The following is a 19,541-nucleotide window of genomic DNA, read 5'->3' as shown; positions in this document are numbered from 1 at the left end:
GCGTAATCGAGCGGAGCGGGAGGACGACATGACAGTTGAACGGATGCCCGCCAGCGCGGGTGGAGCGACTTCTCACGGGCATCTCCTGGAACTCATCCGCGCCAGAGGTGGCCTCTCTCGCCAGCAGCTCCTTTCCGCTACAGGGATGTCCCGCGCGACCCTCTATGAACGCCTCGACACACTCCTCAGGTGCGGCTTCATCTACGAAGCCGAGCCGCTCGAGGCAACAGGAGGACGCCGCTCCCGCAAGATCCGCTTCGACGACCAGGGCCGCGTGATTCTCGCGCTGGCTCTCGGCCAGACGCACGCAACGGTGACCGTCACCGACACGCACGGATCCCCACTGCGGTCACTCGCTTTAAGCCACGACATCAGCGGACCTTCGAGTGCCGTGCTCACGCCCTTAATCCAAGCAGGAAAGGCCCTCGTCGCGCAGGTTGACGGAGAGGTCCTAATTGGGATCGGTGTCAGCTTGCCGGCGCCCGTGGAAGCCATCACCGGGCACGTCAGTCATGCCACCACCCTCCCCGGTTGGTCACCGGACGCGGTGGTCAAAGCCATATCTGACGTGTGGACGGAGCCGTTGGTCATCGAAAACGATGCGCGGGCGGCAGCCCTCGGAGAACGACGCAGTGACACTGAAACGATCGTCTACGTCAAGGTAGCAACGGGTATCGGCTGTGGCATCGTGGTCGAAGGATCCATTTTGCGCGGCGCCCACGGGGCTGCCGGTGATATCGGACACATCCGTATGACTGATGACGGCCCTCTCTGCCGCTGCGGACGACGCGGATGCCTGGCCGCCCACAGTTCAGGTAGGGCGATCCTCGATCGGCTCGCGCATGAGGCATTCGATGACTTGGACGACGTTCGCGAGGCTGCTGGTGCAGACGATCCTGGACTGTCACGGATTCTTGCAGACGCTGGAGGAGTGCTGGGCCGTGCCCTTGCCGCGACGATCACCACGATCAACCCGAACAGGATCGTCATCGGAGGGAAAATCGGTTCCCTTCCAGGCTTCATTCGTGTAGTGAGAGCGAGGGTGATGGAGGATGTCGTGGAGCGCATTGCCGACGGCTTGATCATCGAGGCTGGCCATCCAGGGGACCAGTCCGCCGTTCAGGGCCTTGCGACCTTGGTAATGCGTACGGTTTTCGCTCCCGACGCGGTCGACGCCGCTGTCACGGACTACATAATGGCTTAGGGCTCATTCCTGACGTCGCGGCGTCTGGAGATGAGCCCGAAGGCGCTGCTTCGAAAGGCATAACCGAGGCAGCCGGGCAAACCAGAACAAAAACCTGAGGGTCTACCCAAACCATTCGTGATCTCGCTGAGCTGCACCCGCCCGATGTACCGGCGCTCGACCCACAGGGTGTAGGTCGCCTCGACCGAGACCTGCCGCGCTACGTACTCGCAGCACTGGGAAGTATTCGGCGGGAGCCCGGTGGCGGCGTCGCCGGCACCCTTCTGCTGGTTCGTGGGTCCGTCGGTGGACTGCAGGTTGAGCGGATCGCTCGCGAATGCGACGCGCTGGTCGGGGGTGAGCTGCTGGGCGCCCTTCTGCCAGGCGTTGGAGAGGGCGACGACATGGTCGATCTGCGCCTTAGTGCTCGTCGTTTGCCCGCGCAGGAGCGAAATCGTGGACGCCGTGTAGGGATCGTCGAGCACGCCCGACTGGACCTTGCAGGGCACCGAGTTTGCGTACACGGGGTAGGAAAGGTGTGGCGTTGGGGTACACCCATAACTGACGTCAGGAGTTTAAGCAGCAGAGTGCCTAGATAGGTTCACATTCATACTTGTTGGACGCCTCATGGCATTACTCTTCGACTTCAACCTGACAGATCGGTGGAAAGAGGACGATGACGGGCCAGCGAGTCGGGTATATCCGAGTCAGCACCCTTGATCAGAACACGGTGCGCCAGCTCGACGGCGTCCAGGTCGATAAGGTCTACGTCGATAAGGCCTCGGGCAAGGATCAGAACCGGCCGGAGCTCGAAGCGATGATCGGATTCGTCCGCGACGGGGACACGGTGCTCGTGCATTCAATGGATCGTCTCGCCCGGAACCTCGAAGATCTCCGCCACATCGTGCGTCGCCTGACAGGCAAAAAGGTCCGCGTGGAGTTCGTCAAGGAACAGCTGAGCTTCACCGGCGACGACAACGCCATGGCCACCCTCCTTTTGAACGTCATGGGTGTGTTTGCTGAGTTTGAGTGGTCTTTGATTCGGGAGCGGCAGCGCGAGGGCATTGCCCTTGCCAAGAAACGTGGCGTGTACCGTGGTCGCACTCCGTCCCTGGACGCGGCTCGCGCAGGCGAGTTGCGCGAGAAGGCCGCTGCTGGCGTCCCGAAGGCAGCACTCGCGCGACAGTTCGGGATCAGTCGTGAAACCCCGTGTACGCGTACCTCCGCAAAGGCTTCGTGTAAGCGACCGGGCCTAATGTCTTCTTAATTTCTTTGGTTGCCCCCTCTGCTTGAAGTGCTGGTGCCCCTGTCAGCAGGGTGTTCCCAGGATCCGGTTTCGGGCGTCGTCAACCGGTTTGGCCGCCGACGTGGTGTTAGTAAGTCTGCTGATGAATGGTGCGACGATAGAGGCAGGCTATACAGCGACATTCCAACGGCTGCGGGGGAGGGCTGTCGACACGGAGGTTTGGCAATGGATCCGCAAGCACGCATCCAGCAGATGAGAGAGGTCCTGTCATCGACAGGACTGACTCTCGAAGACATTTGGGTCAGTTACTACGGCATGGGTGGAGCGGTCTCCCGATTCGAGCTCGAGGCGCACCTGGGCGGGTTGCTGGTGCTGGACGATGAGCAGTGCAATGTGCTGGTCACTGCCACCAACGAACTCCTGTCCGGAATCGGCGCCGAGGCTCGGATTGAGAACTGCTACGCCGACAGGGCCGCCGCCTCGTCGATCGACTCTCGGCGGGCACTCGGGGCCGCTGGTGCTTTTCTGTTCACCGAGGAGGAGCAGGAGCAGGAACGTCTGGGAGCGGTGTCCCGGTCCCAGCTGATGGATACCGCCCAGGAGGAACGCTTCGACCGGATCGCCCAGGAAGCGAAGAACTACTTCCAGGTCAGCTCGGCGATCGTCGCGCTGATTGATGACCGGCGACAGTTCCTCAAATTCGTGATCGGGCCGGTCCAGCAGAACATGCCAAGGGAGATCACGTTCTGCAATGCGACCATCCGCAACGCCGGGCCGCTCATCGTGCGCGACGCGCTCGAGGATGAACGGTTCAAGAACAACCCGCTTGTGGTGGGGGAGCCCTACATCCGCTTCTACGCCGGCTATCCCCTGCGAGGGCCAGGGGGCTGGACGATCGGCACCCTCTGTGTGATCGACCAGGAACCGCGGGAATACTCCATGCGTGATGGAAGGAAACTTCGGATGCTCGCCCGCCAGGTTGAAGACGAAATCAACGGGCCGCGAATACTTCCAGACACAGACACAGACACAGACACAGACACAGACACAGACACAGACACAGACACAGACGACATCGATGCAGTGGAAGAGGCGGGAGGCGACACAGCCCCAGCCTTGGCCGCCAACGAAGAAGGTGGCGGGGAAAGAGCCGCGAAACCGGGCCATGGGTCAGATCCAACCCCAAAGCGGTAGTTCCACCAAAACTTCGTATAGGACCGATGTCTCTTACTGGCAGGTGTGGGTCTATCGCGACCTTCTTGCCGGTGATGCTGATCAGCGGCGCGCATACTGGAAGAACCCATTGATGTCCCGGCCTCGTGCCGCGGACTCAGCCGGATACACCGACGAGCCTCGTGCACGGGAGTGGGATTCCCTTCGGCGGTCAAGCAGTCGGCCACCGAAGGGAAACTAAACTTCTTCCTCACAGCCCCCATCACGCAGCTCACCGCAACGAACAAGCAACCGTTAGGAGCCCTGGTGTTCGCGACTCCAGCTGAACGAGCACCGCGTTCCTTGTCTGTAGGCTTCTAAGGTGCCCCCGACCGACAGTGAGTTCCGTGATAGCCGTGATCTTCAACGGCTGATGCTCGAGGATGCGGGTATCGAGCAGTTCCTTCAGGGTTTAGCCACATTGTCCGGCACGCTGTTAGGGGATCAGGACAATGTGCCGGCGTGCGTCGTGATCGAAAGAGCCAGACAGGCACGCGTCCGCGTCAGCAGCACCCCCGCCCTTGATGCACTGGTCGAGCTTCTCGGGAAGACCGAGTTCTTCTCCGCCCGCCTCGATAACGATGCGCAGGGCGTCAAGGTTTTCGCCATCACCGCTGATGCCGAATCACCCGAGTACGATCGCGCAGTAGCGGACCTTGGGTTCTCGGCGATCATGAGGGTTCCACTTGATGTGGGCGAGGAAGGCACAGGCTGCATCTTCTTCTACAGCCGAGACGCTGCCCTGCTCGGAGGGTTCGCTCGACGCGCCGCAACAGTGTTTGCAGTGCAGGCATCGGTGGCACTGCAAATGAAGATGCGCGGATCCCGTCAGGAAAATACGGCAGGAAACCTGCGCTCCGCCATGGATTCGCGCACAGTCATAGATCTCGCCGTGGGCATCATCATGAGTCAGAACCGGTGCTCACAGGACGAGGCGTTCACCTTCCTGCAAAGCGCATCGAACTCCCGCAACATCAAAGTGCGCATCCTCGCAGAGACCATGGTGGCAGCCATCACCAGCATCCCTGCCACCACCCACTACGCGGGATAGCAGCAGCTCGTCAGGCAACGCGTGCGGTGAGGTGCGCTCACCAGTGGCTACACCGACCAGTGACTACGCAAAAATCTGGCCCATGCCGATCACATAAGTTCCAGCGCCAAGTCGCTGGCCGACGAGACGGCGCAACCCAGAAGGACGCCACGGTGCAGTAGCCCGATTCGCCCGAAGGTCCTTCCTGACCTACTGGGAATGACCACGTAATAGCTTGGCGGATTCCAGTCATCGTCGCAACACGACTTCGATTTGGGTTCGAATGCTACCGGTGATGGCTGCGGGTGTGAGCGTGTTGAGGAGGCCGGCGGGGGTGGCCCAGTCCAGAGTTTTCCTGGGCCGGTTGTTGAGTTGCTGGACGACGAGATCCAGTTCCGGGGGGGTGCCTCTATGGTTTTCGTCAAGCGGCTGTGGCTAGGCGCGGTTCGTATAAGGTTCCATCTCTGAGCATGGCGTAGAGGGTGTCGCAGCGGTGGCGAGCCAGTGCAATCAGCGCTTGGTTATGGCGTTTGCCTTCGGCCCGTTTCCGGTCGTAGTAGGCCCTGGACGGTGGGTCTTTCAAGGCCGCGAAAGCGGAAAGGAACAAGGCTCGTTTGAGGATCTTGTTTCCTTTGCGTGACGGGTGGTCCCCGCGGATGGATGTTCCGGACCGCCAGGTCACTGGGGCGAGGCCGGCGTAGGAAGCCAGATGTCCGGCGGATGCGAAGTCTTTCCCGACGATTTCGGTGAGGATTCGTGCCGCAGTCCTGACGCCGACCGCCGGGAGCGATGTCAGGACCGGGTGAAGAGGGTGGGTCTCCACGAGGGCTTCGACCCGGGCGAAGACAAGGTCCCGGGATTCGTGGATGTCAGCGAGCATCCTGGCCAACTGAGGTAACACGATGGTTGCCGCGTTCGTCCCCACGACGGTGACTGTTTGCTGATTCAGGGCGCTGATGATGTCCGCTGCGAGGCGTTCACCCATTCTGGGTGCTTGCTTTGTCAGTCGGTTCCCGATCCGGCGTAGACCGGCGTGGCGTAACGCTTCGGGGGTAGGCCAAGTACGAAGCAAATCCAGCACGGCAGGGTGATCCAGGCGGGGGCCAAGGACTCGTTCCAGGGCAGGATGAATCTGCGTCAACAACCCCCGGATCCGGTTGGACGTGGCGGTGGCTTGTTTAGCCAGGTCGTCGTCAAAGCCACAAAGCATCGTTAGTTCAGCGAGCTGTTCGTCCGCGACCTGGATCGATCGCAGCGTGTGGGGCATGGTCCGGGCCGCTTCGGCGATGATGAACGCGTCCCGGGCATCGGTCTTCGCCTCACCCGGATGCAGGTCAGCGATCCGACGCATCGCCAACCCGGGCAGGTAGCCGACTGTGACGTCGGCGGATTGGGCCACCGCGACGGGGAGCGCCCCGATCGTGGCCGGCTGGTCAACTACCAGCAGCAGGCTGCCGTGTCGTTTCAGAGCGTCGAGAATTTCGCGTAAGCGGGCCTCATCATTGGGCAGAGCTTTATCGAAGAGCTTCTTCCCGGACCGGTCCGGAGCAACCGCGTGATGTTCGCCTTTGCCGACGTCCAGACCGATGAACACATCAATGTTTTCGTGGTTCCCAATCACCTTTTTCCTCCTGGTCGCAGCACCTGAAATTCCAGTGCTGGACTGTCCACGGTGTCAGAGCCCGGCATCCACGTTACGCACGACCTTCGGTCCGTCCTGCCTCTATCAGCGGTCTCTCTGGCACCTACCAACCCCGGTGACAACACCCCCCGGATCATGAGTAACTGGGGGCGGAAATCACGCCGGGGCCAGCAGGCCAGCACACCCATATCCTGCAACAGGAACGGGCTACGAAAAAGGTAACGGGGGGGGGGGTCAATTCCGTCTGCCCAGACCCCAGAACCGTCCGGCCCCCGTCAATGCCAGTACCCACAGTGCGGCGATGTAGATCACGTGCTCGTCGACAACAGGGTGTTGTTTCAGTGGTAGCGCAGAAACCCAGATCAGGCCCATCAGTACTGTCCCGCCCGCCGCTGCGACACGCAGTCCGACACCCAGTACCAGGGCGGTGCCGACGAGCATCAGACCTGCCATGAAAGCCCAGTCGACCCACACCTGCCCGGCCAGGGATCCGAACGCCTCCGCAAAGACTCCTTCAACATTGGCCAGGTAGCCGGCGGTCGGCTGTCCACCAGCGATTCACGCCTTGTCCGCCGGGGTCGCCAGCCCGAACCCGAAAGTCTTGTCCAAAAAAGCCCAGAGGAACACTGAGCCCAGCAGGACCCGCAGCACCGCCAGGGCCGCTTGAGCCTGCCTGCTCAGACCTGCGGCAGGCGAGGCAGCAAGGGAACCGCGACCATTCCGGGCCGGGCTCCGGCCGGACGTCGCTCCAGGGGCAGAGGAAACCATCTATTCACTCCAATAATCGGCGGGGCCGGGGCCTCGTTGTCACCGACGGCATCTTCAACGCCAGTAAGAGACCGAACCCGAATACTTAGATATCTCCAACTATGAAGTTCGGTACATCAAACTGTCAAGACGGGTAGGTCGAATCAGCCGTTGTTTATGCTGGCACCGTCCGTTCGGCCTTTCTCCCGCCGATGTCCAGGGGGTCGTCGACGCCCGCGTGGTGCTCGGGTGGTCAGGTGCCGAGGGTCAAGCCGGAGCCGGCGCCCTCCTCTCCGTCTTGCTCGGCCGCGGTGGTGCTCCGGCCTGGGCCCGCGGCCGGAGCTCCAGACCCAGTATCCGACTGCAGGCACTGACTCCGAGGAGGTCATCAAACGCCCCGTCTCCGCGCTCACGACCTAATCCCACCTGAAGAATCGTCGAGCTCGTACGCCACTCAAAAGTCTTCGCCGGCTCGCAGGCTCGGAGGGTACATGTTTTCGTGTACCGTTGGGGGTATGACCACGGTGACCCTCGCTCATGCCGCGGCACTGACCCGTTTGGGTAACGCCCTTTCCGAAGGCATCCGGACCCAGATCCTGTTGGCCCTGCGCAGCGCCCCGGCTCGGCCCTCGGAGTTGGCCCAGACGTTGGGGGTATCCAAGCAGGTGAAGTCCAACCAGCTGGCCTGTCTGCGCGGGTGCGGGCTGGTTGAGGCGACCCGACAGGGGCGCAGCACCTGGTACCGGTTGACCGGTCCCCGCCTGGGGGAGGCCCTGGGGGACCTGCTGGAGCTGATGATGGTCGTGGAGCCGGACTGCTGCTCCCCGGAAGGATGCACCTGCACATGAGCTCGATCTCCATCGACCCCAAGCCGATCACGGCCGCCCGCAAGGTCACCTTGCACCGGCGGGTGCGCTGGATCGTGGCTGGAACCATCACTTACAACGTGATCGAGGCGATCATCGCCCTGACAGCGGGCACCATCGCCTCCTCGGCCGCGCTGATCGGTTTCGGCTTGGACTCCATCGTCGAGGTGATCTCCGCTGCCGCGGTGGCCTGGCAGTTCACCGCGGCTGACCCGCATCGCCGGGAGAAGGTCGCCATGCGGGTGATCGCGTTGTCCTTCTTCGGCCTGGCCGCCTTTGTCACGGTCGATGCTTTGCGGACCCTGCTCGGTGCCGCCGAGCCTGAGCACTCCCTGGTCGGCATCGTGCTGGCGGCGGTGAGCCTGGTGATCATGCCGTTGTTGTCTTGGTTCGAACGTCGCACCGGGCGGGAGTTGGGCTCGGCGTCTGCGGTGGCTGATTCCAAGCAGACACTGCTGTGCACTTATATGTCGGCGGTGCTGCTGGCGGGCCTGCTCCTGAACAGCATCCTGGGTTGGTCCTGGGCCGACCCGCTGGCTGCCCTGGTCATCGCTGCCGTGGCTGTCAAGGAGGGTTTGGAGGCCTGGCGCGGGGACGCCTGTTGCTCGCCGGTGGCGGTGCTCGTGGGCGAGGGCGACGAGGGTGTCAACGACGGGTGCGGCACCGGATGCCTCTGCTGCCCCCACTGACCCTACCGACGTCGACACGGCCGGTACCGGGGGTCCGTGCCGATCGGCTTTTCCCGCGTGAATGGCACCGTGAAACGGGGCGCCCATGTTCCACGGAGCCGGTGTTGTGGGGAGGGTTCCGCTTGCGTGTTTCTCAGGCCGCGCTGGATCGGCATGAACCTGTCTTGGGCAGTGGACCCGCGCGGTAGGGAGGCTATTTTCAGGAATCGGGTCTGTCGCTCCACCAGAGCGGCCATCGCTGTCGAGCGTCGCCCCATCACCAGATGGACCTCCTGGTGGAGCGACTGACCCGCTCACCCTGGAAAGCACCGGCACGGCGGCCCCGCGCTCCTGAAAGAGGCGGGGCCGCGGCTGTGTGGATCGCCACAACCTGTGGGCGGTTCTTCTTCCCCGAGGTAGAGACGTCCGCTGGTGGTGAGACGGAGGGGCGCGATGGGAACGCAGATGTTCGCGGGTGCCCAACTATTGTGTTCGCTACCATGGTTCCATGGTGTTCTTGACGGATCTTTCGCCCAGCATGCAGAACTATCTGAAGGTGATCTGGGGTCTCCAGGAGTGGAGTGAAGACCCGGTGTCTACGACGATGATCGCCCACGGGGTGGGGGTCAAGCTCTCCACGGCTTCGGATGCGGTGCGTAAGCTCACCGATCAGGGCCTGGCGGAGCACCTGCGCTACGGCAGTGTGGGACTGACGACGTCCGGTCGCGCGCTGGCGCTGGCGATGGTCCGTCGTCACCGGTTGATCGAGTCGTTCCTGGTGCAGGTGCTCGGCTACGGCTGGGACGAGGTCCACGACGAGGCCGAGCATCTGGAGCACTCGGTGTCCGATTTCATGATCGAGCGCATCGACGCGCTCTTGGGTTTTCCGGTCCGGGATCCGCATGGCGACCCGATCCCCTCGGCCGAGGGCGTGATCCAGCACCCCGATGCGGTTGTGCTGACCAAGGCATCCGCGGGGACCCGGGTGAGGGTGAGGCGTATTTCCGACTCGGATGCGGCGATGCTGCAGTACTTCGCCGAACAGGGGGTCGGGGTCGACACGGAACTGGAGGTTCTGCCGGCAGAGCCCTATTCGGAGGCTGTTGCCGTGCGGGTGGTCGACACCACCGAGCGGGTCACTCTCGGGGCAGCGGCGGCCAACTCCGTGTGGGTGTCCTCCTGAGCGTTGCGGCAGTGCGCGGGAGGCGCCCACCTTGGCCGGTGCTGCCTCCGGAGGCGCCGGATCGCGGTGGCGATGGTGATGGAATGGATCATCCGTTCCGCGCCCAGCAATGCAGCTGCGTCCCGCCACTTGGGCAGGTGATTTTCACCCAGAGCCACGCCCGGCGTCGACTCCGCTTGCGGTCTACCCGTGAGGTGGCGTCCACCTCACGGCGTCTGCGGGGGTTGTCCTCAAGCCAACGATCCCGGCATCAGACTCGGGTGAGTTGGCGGCGCCGTCGTGCTGTCGCGATCCGGGTGCCGACCAGTCCGTGCTGGGGGCTGAAGAGGTAGACCATGGCGAAGACGGCTCCTTGAGCCAGGACGATCATGCCGCCGGAGGCGGTGTCGAGGTAGTAGCTGAGGTACAGGCCCGCCACGGAGCAGGTGATCGAGATGGTGGGGGCGAGCACGAGCATGGTCGAGAACCGGTTGGTGAGCAGATAGGCGGTGGCTCCGGGGATGATGAGCATCGCCACCACGAGGATGACGCCCACCATCTGCAGGGCGGCAACGGCGGTCAGGGCCAGCAGGCCCAGCAGCGCCCCTCCTAGGAATTTCGGGTTCAGTCCGATGGCATGGGCGTGGGTGGGGTCGAAGGCGTAGAGGGTGAAGTCGCGTCGCTTGAGCACGAGGGCTGTCAGGACGATTCCGGCGAGGATGACGATCTGGACGAGGTCGGAGCGGCTGACGCCCAGGAGGTTGCCGAAGATGATGTGGTTGAGGTCGGTCTGGCTCGGGGTGACGGAGATCAGGACCAGTCCCAGGGCGAAGAGGGTGGTGAACACGATGCCCATCGCCGCGTCCTCCTTGACCCGGCTGGTGTTTCGGACGATGCCGATGAGCGCGACGGCCAGAAGCCCGAAGATGACAGCGCCCACGGCGAAGGGGGCGCCGACGATGTAGGCCAGGACCACGCCGGGGAGCACGGCGTGGGAGACGGCGTCGCCCATCAGGGACCAGCCGATCAGCACGAGCCAGCAGGAGAGCAGGGCGCAGACCAGGGCGGCGATCACGGTGACGGCCAGGGCCCGGGTCATGAACTCGTAGCCGAGGGGTTCCAGGAAGAGTTGGGCGAAGTCCATGGTCCGTCTATTTCCTCTCGAGGACGTTCAGCCCGAAGGCCATGGCGAGGTTCTCGGGCTGCAGCACGTCAGCGGGCGGGCCGTGGAGGAGGACCTTGCGCAGGAATAGGATCGCCTCGTCGGCCAGGTCGGGCAGGGTCTGCAGGTCGTGGGTGGACACGAGGATCGTGGCGCCCTCGGCGGCCAGTTCGCGCAGCAGGCGGATGATCGTGGCTTCGGAGCGCTTGTCGACGCCGGCGAACGGTTCGTCGAGCAACAGGATCGTGGCTTCCTGGGCGATGCCGCGGGCGACGAACGCCCGTTTCTTCTGGCCGCCCGAGAGCTGGCCGATCTGCCGGTCGGCGTACTCGGTGAGCTCCACCTTCTCCAGGGCGTGCTCCACGGCGTCGTGGTCGGCCGGGCGCGGCCGGCGGGTGAAGCCCATGTGCCCGTAACGGCCGGTCAGCACGACGTCGCGCACCGACAGCGGGAAGGACCAGTCCACGTCCTCGCTCTGGGGGACGTAGCCAAGAATCCCGGCCTTCCGGGCCGTGGTCGGCGGTTTCCCGTTGACGCGCACGGTGCCCTTGTCCGGTGTCACTGCTCCCATGATGGTCTTGAACAAGGTGGACTTTCCCGACCCATTCATCCCGATCAGCCCGCACACCCGGCCCGCCCCGACGGCGACGGTCGCCCCGTCCAGGGCCAGCACCTGACCATAGTGGACGGTGACGTCCTCCACATGGATCGCCGGGGTCGTCATTTCCCGGCCCCGGTGAGTGCGGTGACGATCGTGTCCGCGTCGTGGCGGATGAGCTCCAAGTAGGTCGGCACCGGCCCGTCGGCCTCGGAGAGGGAGTCGACGTAGAGGGTGCCACCGAACTCGGCGTCGGTGGCCTCCACGACGCGCTGCATCGGGGCGTCCGAAACGGTGGATTCGCAGAACACCGCCGGGACCTCGTTGTCCTTGACGAACTCGATGACCGAGGTGATCTGCTGAGGGGTGGCCTGCTGTTCGGCGTTGACCGCCCATATGTACTTCTCGTTCAGTCCGGCATCGCGGGTGAGGTAGGAGAACGCTCCCTCGCACGTGACGAGCGCGCGTTCGTTCTCGGGCAGCGCGCTCAGTTCGGACACCAGCTGGTCCTGCACCTGCTGCAGCTCCTGCTTGTAAGCCGCAGCGTTGGCCTCGTACTCGGCAGCGTGGTCCGGATCGAGGTCGCTGAACGCCTCGGCCATGTTATCCACGTACACCTGGACGTTGAGCGGGGACATCCACGCGTGGGGGTTGGGCAGGCCGGAGTATGCGTCCTCGGCGATGTCGACCACCTCCACGCCTTCGCTGACGACGACGTGCGGGGCGTCGACCTCCTCGACGAACTGGCCGAACCAGGCCTCGAGATTCAGTCCGTTGTCCAGGACCAGGTCAGCCTCGGAGGCCTTCCGGATGTCGCCCGGCGTGGGCTCGTAGCCGTGGATCTCCGCCCCGGCCTTCGTGATCGACTCCACGGCGAGATGGTCACCGGCGACGTTCTCGGCGATGTCCTCCAGCACCGTGAACGTGGTCAGCACGACCGGCCTCTCATCCGCTCCCGCCCCATCGGCGGCTCCGACTGTGCCAGAGCACGCCGTCGCGAGCAGAGCCGTCGCGCTGACGACGCCGACGACCCGTCCGCGACGGAAGAACGAGGGCAGAGAAATCCTGATGCTTCGCATACCCTTAACTCTAGCGTCCCAGCACCCCAATACATAACTTTGACGCAACGTAGTACACCCGTAGGCGGGTAGGCAAAGCTCGCTATATGAGGTTGTAGAGACCGGCCAGGACATACCGGCTTTTCCACTTTCAGCGGATTAACAGACCTAGCGAAGTACTACTGGGCGAGTTTCTGCGTGATTCGCTCGTGGGCCCTGCGGATCGCTTCGGGAAGGTCCGGGAACTGAGCGAGGTGTTCACCGCGGTGACGCATCTCGTCTCGCCATCTGGTGGTGTCGATACTCAAGATCCGCTGAAGGTCACCCGCGGGGAGATTGAGCCCTGCGAGGTTGAGTTCACTGGTTGCGGGGATCGCACCGACCGGGGTGGCGTTCCCCGCGACGACTCCTGACTGGTAGTCGATGAGCCACAGGAGTGCGCGGAGGTTCTCGCGGTATCCCGGCCAGAGGTAGTGGCCGTCGTCGGGGTCGCGTTGGAACCAGTTGACGTGCGCGAAGACGGGCGGGTGGGCGAGCTGGCCGAGGATATTGAGCCAGTGTTGCGCGTATTTGCCTTCAGGGTAGGACAAGAACGGGCGCATAGACATGGGGTCGTAGCGCAGTTGGCCGTCGAGCCCTTCGGCAGCGAACGTCGCCTCCACACCCAGGGTGAGGCCGTCGTATACCGCTTCGGCGAGGTCGGTGATCACGCGGATCAGGGGCTCCCGATCCCGGGTGCGACCGCCGAAGATGATCGCGTCGATTGGCACCTTTGTGGGGTGTTCGGCGTCGGAGGCGACGGTCGGGACATTTGTGAGAGACGTCGTGAAGCGGCTGTTGGGGTGTGGGGACTGCTGAAGGTTCGGTTGACTCCTAACCCGCACAAGTTAACGCCGATAACGGTCAACTATGTCAGCTTGGTCCAGAAGATGTTTGGTGCCGGCGGCAGGTCTTGAGCTTCGGGAGGGGACTGGTGCAGAGCGATCGATGCCAACATCCACGGCGCCGGCAAGTCCACGTCACCGACCATGCGCGGAAGGGGTGCTGTGATGAAACCGGGTACCACCCAGGTCGCAGGGCCCTTTGGCGGTGAGAAGGTCAGCGGAATTGTCCGCAGCCGCGGCTAGGATCCTGTGGCAGCTCGGATTTTTCTTGATCTCATCGCAACGAAAGGCCCCGCCATGGACGTGCAGTACGGATTGCGGACTCTCGACACGCTTGATGGTGCGGGTACCACGGGCGGACCGGTGTCGGCACGGTGGAGGGCAACAGCGACGCCGGAACAGGATGTACGTGGGTACCTGTCTATTGATAGTGGTTCACGACAGAAGAAGGACGGGTGGTGGGCGCTTGATGATCTGGTTGCCGTCGTGGCCGGCTATGCCATCACGCCGATTCCCTCATCGGGCTGGACGGCGATGCATCCTGCGGATGTTGTGCGAGTAATGACGGTGTTCCGGATTCTCGGAACGGAGGACCGGTTGCACGTGAAGTTGCCCCAGCGGTACCTGAATCTATTTAGTATTCACCCCTCAAGCGCTGATGAGCAGATTCGGGCTGCAGAGCGCCTCCGGCACTCAGACGCAGGAAAAGGTGCGTAACCGTCTCGCGCAGGATCTAGCGCATAAGAGGAAGGCGTAATTCGGAGCTGCCGACAGTTCCAACGCTAACAGCCCTGTCTGACGACGGAGGCCTCTGTTTCGGTGATGTGCACCAAGGTTGAAGTCACGTTGTTATCGTCGTTTTTCTCGGTAAGGGAACGGTTGGGATCAGCCTCTGCCTCGAGGCAGAAGTTCCCGGGCAGTATCAGGTCCTTGAGCTCGATATATTGACCCTCGAGGTACCAGTCGTAGGAGTCCACCCATCCTTCGGTCATTCCTTGGATTAGTTCAGTGAGCTCGGTGTCCTCATCTTCGCCACAGTAGTAGTCCTCGTCGCTGTATCTGGAGGGCTTGTCGCGTAGGCTGCCGTCATCACGCAGGCACCATCCTTCCTTGCGCGAGCCTCGCCACTCGTCACTGTCCTCCGGTCGCATCTGATAGCGCTGGAACTCCTGCAGGTGGAAGTGGTCGTGCCCGTCGACGGTCTCGTACCGCATGATGGCGTCGGTTTCCACCGACCTCCAATTACCATTTGCTTGCAGGATGTCTTGAGAAACCAGCAGATCCGGTTCCTCTGTACTGGACCGGGTACCGGTCACCTGCATCGGTCCGTCGCCGTCATTCAGGACATCGGCCGTGAAGCGGAGCACCTTCTCCCCTCGGTCATAACCGACATGGATTGACTGCAACGGCAGCATCACCAGGTCAGGGAGGATGTCACCCGCAGCACCCGAAGCCGTCGGCGATGATTCAGCGGCCGTCGGCGAAGTTTCTGGGGGGCTCAATGCTGCATCGCCCTGCGGGAAACAGGCAGAAACCGTCGTGGCAATAACCGCCGCTACGCAAAAACGCCAGTAACAGGTCGACAAAGCTACTGCATAGCCATGTCGGCAGCACTTTGGAGATTCCGGGCAAGTTTCCGTGAACTTCGATTGCCTCGCTCTGCGTATCATTGACGTCGTCCTGTTCGTTGATTTGATTAGTTCCTGCGCGCCGTGTGGGCGTGCTTCCGGTGCGCCTCGTGGGCGGGAATTTGGTGGGCGCCATGGGGCCGCCAGCTGGCGGGGATCCGTCTGTTCGCTGCCCGGTGCCGAGGGCCGGCCGGGACCGGTGCCGTCCTGGCAGCCTTTCTCGTTTCGCTTGCCGGGTTGCCGCCGTAGACAGAGTTATTCGGCACGTTCTCACCCTTCATTAGGAGGGAATCAGCCTCGAGGACAACGCCGGTGCCCATGGTGACCCCGTAGTTAACAAAGGACTCAACACTCAGGGAGCAACGGTTGCCCAGCACGATGTGGTCCGACTTGAAAGTTCCGTCCTCGAGGGAGTGGCCCTGAATGGCGGTGCCTTCATTAAAGGCACAGTCGTCCCCGATGGTCACCAGGGTCTTTTCTGAAATGTTGACCCCGGCGTCGTAAAGCCTCCTTCCCACTTTTACGCCGAGCATCCTCCAGATGGGGGCTTTGAACGGGGTGCCGTTGAACGGCGGCGTTGCGAGCAGCTTCCACAGCCGCTCATGGCGCCAGAAGTACGGGTCGTAGATGGAGCAGTACTGTGGCGTGAGGTGTCGGAAGCCCATTACTGCGCGTTCGACCAGCACGGAGAGTAGGACGCGGAACACCAGGAACGACAGCATCGCCAGGGCGACTGCGAGGGCGCCGAGGACGCCGTGGAGGGCGGCCGCAACAGTGGCGAGCAGAGTGCCGACGAACAGCAGGAACCAGCGCACGGACAGGAAGAGGACCATGCTGACGATGTTGTGCCGGTTCTTGGCGGGCAGGAGCCTGTTTTTGGCTTCCTCGATTTTCAGCTCGTCAAACTGGGTGTCGCGCATGACGGCCCGAGGAATTTCGAAGGGCGGTGAGCCCAGCAGCCCCACCCCGGTCCGGACGGGCCCGTCGATGGGGATCATCACTTTCGTCGCTAGTAGACAGTTTTCGCCCACATGGGCCCCGATGGGGAAGGTGAGGTCGTTGCCGAGGAAGTTCCGTGGAGCGATCCTGACCCGCGTCAGTCGGAAAGACGTGCTGGAAAAGTCGGCGTTCATGAGGTTCAGGCCGTCGGAAACCATGGTCCCGGTTCCGACGGAGGACAGATAGGGCGATTCGTGGGCCACCTCTGGGCCGAAGTTCGAACCGGTCTGTTCCACCTTGCCCAGATCGTACCCGAGCGCCGAGAGATAGTGCACGATGTAGGAACTGTCCCCGAACACGTCCTTGTACAGCTTTATGTTCGAAATCCTCGCCATCGTGCGCTGGAACGAATAGTGCACGCCGTAAAGCGGATAGACGGTATCGGGTTTCAGGATGATGTTCAGCAGCCGCGGAACGGTCAGGATAATAACTAAACCGGTGATGAAACCGCCGATGAACAGCACCAAGGTCACCAGCATGGTGTCCAGGAAGAATCCCAGGTTGTCCGGCCTCAGATGGCCCAGTTCCAGGTAGTCAGGCAGCAAGGTGGACAAGCCGAGCAGCCCGACCGGAAAGACCAGCAGGAGGCGGTTTGCCAGTTGGAGGAGGCTGTATATAACCCGTCTGCGGGTACTGCAGTTGGTGGGATCCACGCGCCGGTAGTTCGTGCTAGTGGGGGCTGCAGGAGAACCGTGCCATATCTGTCCGTCGGGTACTGACTGCGAAGTCTGTAGGGACGAGGCGTGCCCGAGCTGGGCATCGTCGCCCATCGAGGTTCCGATATCCAATGTTGTTTTCTCGGAGATGAGCACATTCCGGCCCAAGGTCACGGGACCTGTTTCGATTATTCCCGAGCGGGCGCGGCAGCACAGAAAAAAGGAATTTTTGTGGATGACGGTGCCATCTCCCACAGTGAGCAGGTCGGTGCACACCGGGACCATGCGGGAGAAAATGGCTGCGCCCTTTCCGATTTTCGCACCGAGCATCCGCAAATACAGCAGGTAAAGAGGTGAACCGGCAAACAGCACAAGAGGATTGGCCTGGATGAGTGTTCTAACCGCCCAGAACCGGACATAGGCCATGCTCCAAATCTGGATCTGCCCGGCTTTCCACCGTCCGATCAGGATCCATTTCAACAGGACCGGCACTAGCGACAGCACCACGAACGTTGCGGCTCCGAAACCTATGGAGCGGGTCCACATTTGCACCAGGTCGCTGCCCGCGGAGATCCACTCATAGCCCAGGACCAGCAGCAGCGAGACCCACGTGAGGTAGCCCAGAAAGATCAACAGCTGTAGCGCCCCGCAGATGACGTACTGTGCCGTGCTGGCAGGCCTCCGCACCGCCGGAACGGCCTCCCCGGCCGGTGCTGCTCCGTCGTCGATCTCTGGCTGATTCGCGGTCAGCAGCAGTGCGAGTTGCTGAATCGACGGATTCAAATAAATGTCCTTCATCCCGGGCGGAACGAGGTCTGTATGCCCCCGAACCCGGGCGCAGAAGTGCGCCATCAGCAGGGAGTTCGCACCAAGATCATTGAAGAAGTGTGCGTCGGTGGAAACGCGTTCCAGGCGAAGGACCGCACCCAGTTCCGCTGCCAGCAATTCCTCCACCGGCGTCACTGGAGCCGTATAGGTGCCGGTACTGGCCAGACTGAGCCTGTTCACCGGCCGCGGCAGGCGTTTCCGGTCGGCCTTGTCACTGGCCATCATCGGAATAGATGTGAGCTGTTCGAAGTAGGCCGGGACCATGTAGCCCGGGAGTCGGACCCTCAGCATTTTGTAGATGTCATGCGGATCGAGGTCCGCGGTATCATGGCGCAGCGTGTAATAGGCGGCCAACTCTACGAATCCGGGCTCGGGTTCGTAGGTCGACACGACCGCCTGAGCGACGCCCGGCACCTGCAAAAAAACGGATTCAATTTCTGTCAGCTCAATGCGATAGCCGCGGATCTTTACCTGGGTGTCAATGCGGCCGAAGTATTCGATTTCACCGTCGTAATTGATTTTTCCCAAGTCGCCGGTGCGGTAGATCCGGCCGGACGGGTTGTTATCGAGCTGCAGGAAATCCGCGATAAACGCCCGCTCAGTTAGGTCCTGCCGATTGATGTACCCGCGGGCCAGCCCGACGCCGCCCAACCCGACCTCCCCAGTTTCCCCGATCGCCAGAGCCCGGTTTTCGTCAGGGTCAAGAATCACGGCCGAATAGGTAGGCAGGGGCACCCCCAGCGTTACCGGCCGGTCCGGGTCGGCGATGGCCACGGTCGCGGTGACGGTCGCTTCGGTGGGACCGTAAACGTTAAGGAATCGGCGGCCAGGCCGGTGCCAGCGGGTGATTAGGTCGCGGGGGCAGGCCTCCCCGGAAACCAGCAGGAACCGGAGACCGGGCAGGTCCTCATCGATGGTGGCCAGCAGGGTCGGAACGCAGCACAGGGCGGTAATGCGCCGTTCCTGCAGATATTCGGTTAGCTCGGCTCCCAGGAGGCTGCAACCACCAGGCTTAGGAACTAGGGTGGCCCCAATCATCCAAGGTACCCATATTTCCTCTACAGAGAAGTCGAAGGCGATGGTCATACCTTGGTAGACGCGGTCCTCCGGTTTGTAGCCGTAAACCTCCGCGGCAACACGGACGAAGTTACAGATACTGGCATGCTCAATTCCGACCCCTTTGGGGCGCCCGGTCGTGCCGGAGGTGTAGATGATGTACGCCAGCTCGTCCTGCATGCCGCCCTCGGGCAGGGCAGCAAGGCGGGACGAGTCCTCGGCCGCAATGTGTGCGCGCACATGGTCAAGGCACACTACGGGAGCAGCGACTTCAGGGAGCAGATCCTTCAGATGCGTGAGGGACAGGACCAGGGCAGCGTCAGCATCTTCCACTATGTACTTCAGCCGGGCCCCCGGAAAACCGGGGTCGAGGGGGACGTATGCTGCGTGAATCTTCAGCACGGCCAGCATTCCGATATAGGCCTGCCAGGGCTGATCGAACAGGAGTGCAATCCGGTCCCCGGGACGGGCACCGCACGTCAGCAGGTGTCGGGCGAGCTGGTTCGCCCGCCCGTCGAGCTCGTCATAACTGAGGGTGACTTCCCCCGCGTCAACGGCCGACTGAGTTCCCCGCCCCTGGCTCCGCAGGCTGTCACAGCGGCCCTCGAACAGGTGATTGAGCCGCTCGCCCGCCCGCCAGCGGAGAGCGTGGTCCACGCCCTCCGCCGCCAAGACGGGCCCGGCTCCGGTCGCTCCGAAGGACGCGGCGCCGTGCAGCCGGACGGGACGGTTCATCCCGGGATCAGTTTTGGATGTGCTGTTCATAGTTCCCCTCTTCCTCACGAGCCCGACCAGAAGGGAGGTGGCAGTCTCGAGGCTCCGGCGTGAGAAACGGGGGAAGGATATTGCGTTGCTTCGAACCTGCCCGCCATCGGTTTTTCACCGACCGGGAAGGGCGGATGATGGCCCCTGCCCG

General features: G+C 62.6%; 16 protein-coding genes and 1 pseudogene. 7 read left to right on the top strand and 10 right to left on the bottom strand.

Going from position 1 to position 19,541, the window contains the following annotated elements; genetic code table 11:
• The first annotated feature begins 28 nt into the window (after positions 1-28).
• Positions 29-1,204: an ROK family protein gene (locus IWX65_RS14295; RefSeq protein WP_196883840.1), complete on the top strand. Its 1,176-nt coding sequence runs from the start codon at positions 29-31 to the stop codon at positions 1,202-1,204.
• Here IWX65_RS14295 and IWX65_RS14290 read toward each other — a convergent pair.
• Complete coding sequence (locus IWX65_RS14290) at positions 1,201-1,692, bottom strand: HNH endonuclease family protein (protein ID WP_334683872.1); 492 nt, start codon at positions 1,690-1,692, stop codon at positions 1,201-1,203. The two genes, IWX65_RS14295 and IWX65_RS14290, sit on opposite strands and share 4 nt — an antisense overlap.
• 167 nt (positions 1,693-1,859) lie before the next feature.
• On the opposite strand from IWX65_RS14290, the gene IWX65_RS14285 reads away from it, so the two are divergent.
• The 3 genes from IWX65_RS14285 (at position 1,860) to IWX65_RS14275 (ending at position 4,692) form a co-directional block, all read left to right on the top strand.
• Complete coding sequence (locus tag IWX65_RS14285) at positions 1,860-2,450, top strand: recombinase family protein (RefSeq protein ID WP_196883835.1); 591 nt, start codon at positions 1,860-1,862, stop codon at positions 2,448-2,450.
• Between the two features lie 204 nt (positions 2,451-2,654).
• The gene (locus tag IWX65_RS14280; protein WP_196883833.1) at positions 2,655-3,623 is read left to right on the top strand and encodes a GAF domain-containing protein; all 969 of its coding nucleotides are present in this window, start codon (positions 2,655-2,657) and stop codon (positions 3,621-3,623) included.
• 340 nt (positions 3,624-3,963) lie between these two features.
• Entirely contained in the window at positions 3,964-4,692 is a 729-nt protein-coding gene (locus tag IWX65_RS14275) for an ANTAR domain-containing protein (RefSeq protein WP_196883831.1), read from the top strand.
• A gap of 400 nt (positions 4,693-5,092) precedes the next feature.
• On the opposite strand, the pseudogene IWX65_RS14270 reads toward IWX65_RS14275, so the two are convergent.
• From IWX65_RS14270 to IWX65_RS14260, 3 genes and pseudogenes are all read right to left on the bottom strand, one after another.
• Positions 5,093-6,360, bottom strand: a pseudogene (locus IWX65_RS14270) (IS110 family transposase).
• A gap of 187 nt (positions 6,361-6,547) precedes the next feature.
• Complete coding sequence (locus IWX65_RS14265; protein WP_196883828.1) at positions 6,548-6,754, bottom strand: hypothetical protein; 207 nt, start codon at positions 6,752-6,754, stop codon at positions 6,548-6,550.
• Positions 6,755-6,871: 117 nt separating this feature from the next.
• A complete protein-coding gene (locus IWX65_RS14260) occupies positions 6,872-7,081 on the bottom strand; it encodes a hypothetical protein (RefSeq protein ID WP_196883826.1) in 210 nt (69 codons plus the stop codon).
• A 494-nt stretch (positions 7,082-7,575) separates the two neighbouring features.
• Between IWX65_RS14260 and IWX65_RS14255 the strand changes: the two genes are divergently transcribed.
• The 3 genes from IWX65_RS14255 (at position 7,576) to IWX65_RS14245 (ending at position 9,777) form a co-directional block, all read left to right on the top strand.
• On the top strand, positions 7,576-7,908 hold the full coding sequence (locus IWX65_RS14255; protein ID WP_196883824.1) for an ArsR/SmtB family transcription factor: 333 nt from the start codon (positions 7,576-7,578) through the stop codon (positions 7,906-7,908).
• Complete coding sequence (locus tag IWX65_RS14250; protein WP_196883822.1) at positions 7,905-8,615, top strand: cation transporter; 711 nt, start codon at positions 7,905-7,907, stop codon at positions 8,613-8,615. The genes IWX65_RS14255 and IWX65_RS14250 overlap by 4 nt, the downstream gene beginning before the upstream one ends.
• 487 nt (positions 8,616-9,102) lie before the next feature.
• On the top strand, positions 9,103-9,777 hold the full coding sequence (locus IWX65_RS14245) for a metal-dependent transcriptional regulator (RefSeq protein WP_196883820.1): 675 nt from the start codon (positions 9,103-9,105) through the stop codon (positions 9,775-9,777).
• Between the two features lie 250 nt (positions 9,778-10,027).
• Here the strand turns inward: IWX65_RS14245 and IWX65_RS14240 are convergent, their stop codons facing one another.
• The 6 genes from IWX65_RS14240 to IWX65_RS14215 form a co-directional block, all read right to left on the bottom strand.
• Complete coding sequence (locus tag IWX65_RS14240; RefSeq protein WP_334683871.1) at positions 10,028-10,900, bottom strand: metal ABC transporter permease; 873 nt, start codon at positions 10,898-10,900, stop codon at positions 10,028-10,030.
• Positions 10,901-10,907: 7 nt separating this feature from the next.
• On the bottom strand, positions 10,908-11,642 hold the full coding sequence (locus IWX65_RS14235) for a metal ABC transporter ATP-binding protein (protein ID WP_196883818.1): 735 nt from the start codon (positions 11,640-11,642) through the stop codon (positions 10,908-10,910).
• Positions 11,639-12,595 (bottom strand): metal ABC transporter solute-binding protein, Zn/Mn family, encoded by a 957-nt coding sequence (locus IWX65_RS14230; protein ID WP_196883816.1) that lies wholly within the window; start codon positions 12,593-12,595, stop codon positions 11,639-11,641. The genes IWX65_RS14235 and IWX65_RS14230 overlap by 4 nt, the downstream gene beginning before the upstream one ends.
• 158 nt (positions 12,596-12,753) lie before the next feature.
• Positions 12,754-13,458, bottom strand: coding sequence for a phosphoenolpyruvate carboxykinase domain-containing protein (locus IWX65_RS14225; RefSeq protein ID WP_196883814.1), 705 nt, complete (start codon positions 13,456-13,458; stop codon positions 12,754-12,756).
• Between the two features lie 782 nt (positions 13,459-14,240).
• Positions 14,241-15,128: a lysyl oxidase family protein gene (locus IWX65_RS14220; RefSeq protein WP_196883813.1), complete on the bottom strand. Its 888-nt coding sequence runs from the start codon at positions 15,126-15,128 to the stop codon at positions 14,241-14,243.
• A 26-nt stretch (positions 15,129-15,154) separates the two neighbouring features.
• The gene (locus IWX65_RS14215; RefSeq protein WP_196883812.1) at positions 15,155-19,390 is read right to left on the bottom strand and encodes a Pls/PosA family non-ribosomal peptide synthetase; all 4,236 of its coding nucleotides are present in this window, start codon (positions 19,388-19,390) and stop codon (positions 15,155-15,157) included.
• Between the last annotated feature and the right edge of the window lie 151 nt (positions 19,391-19,541).

The sequence above is a fragment of the Arthrobacter sp. CAN_A214 genome, assembly GCF_015751955.1.
Taxonomy (GTDB): Bacteria; Actinomycetota; Actinomycetes; order Actinomycetales; family Micrococcaceae; genus Arthrobacter_D.
The sequence above is the reverse complement of the archived record's forward strand: the minus strand, read 5'-3'. Positions and strand labels throughout refer to the sequence as shown.

Coding starts and splice junctions, on each gene's coding strand:
- IWX65_RS14295 (WP_196883840.1), top strand. CDS start 29: ATGACAGTTGAACGGATGCCCGCCAGCGCGGGTGGAGCGACTTCTCAC.
- IWX65_RS14285 (WP_196883835.1), top strand. CDS start 1,860: ATGACGGGCCAGCGAGTCGGGTATATCCGAGTCAGCACCCTTGATCAG.
- IWX65_RS14280 (WP_196883833.1), top strand. CDS start 2,655: ATGGATCCGCAAGCACGCATCCAGCAGATGAGAGAGGTCCTGTCATCG.
- IWX65_RS14265 (WP_196883828.1), bottom strand. CDS start 6,754: ATGCTCGTCGGCACCGCCCTGGTACTGGGTGTCGGACTGCGTGTCGCA.
- IWX65_RS14260 (WP_196883826.1), bottom strand. CDS start 7,081: ATGGTTTCCTCTGCCCCTGGAGCGACGTCCGGCCGGAGCCCGGCCCGG.
- IWX65_RS14255 (WP_196883824.1), top strand. CDS start 7,576: ATGACCACGGTGACCCTCGCTCATGCCGCGGCACTGACCCGTTTGGGT.
- IWX65_RS14250 (WP_196883822.1), top strand. CDS start 7,905: ATGAGCTCGATCTCCATCGACCCCAAGCCGATCACGGCCGCCCGCAAG.
- IWX65_RS14245 (WP_196883820.1), top strand. CDS start 9,103: ATGGTGTTCTTGACGGATCTTTCGCCCAGCATGCAGAACTATCTGAAG.
- IWX65_RS14240 (WP_334683871.1), bottom strand. CDS start 10,900: ATGGACTTCGCCCAACTCTTCCTGGAACCCCTCGGCTACGAGTTCATG.
- IWX65_RS14235 (WP_196883818.1), bottom strand. CDS start 11,642: ATGACGACCCCGGCGATCCATGTGGAGGACGTCACCGTCCACTATGGT.
- IWX65_RS14230 (WP_196883816.1), bottom strand. CDS start 12,595: ATGCGAAGCATCAGGATTTCTCTGCCCTCGTTCTTCCGTCGCGGACGG.
- IWX65_RS14220 (WP_196883813.1), bottom strand. CDS start 15,128: ATGATACGCAGAGCGAGGCAATCGAAGTTCACGGAAACTTGCCCGGAA.
- IWX65_RS14215 (WP_196883812.1), bottom strand. CDS start 19,390: ATGAACAGCACATCCAAAACTGATCCCGGGATGAACCGTCCCGTCCGG.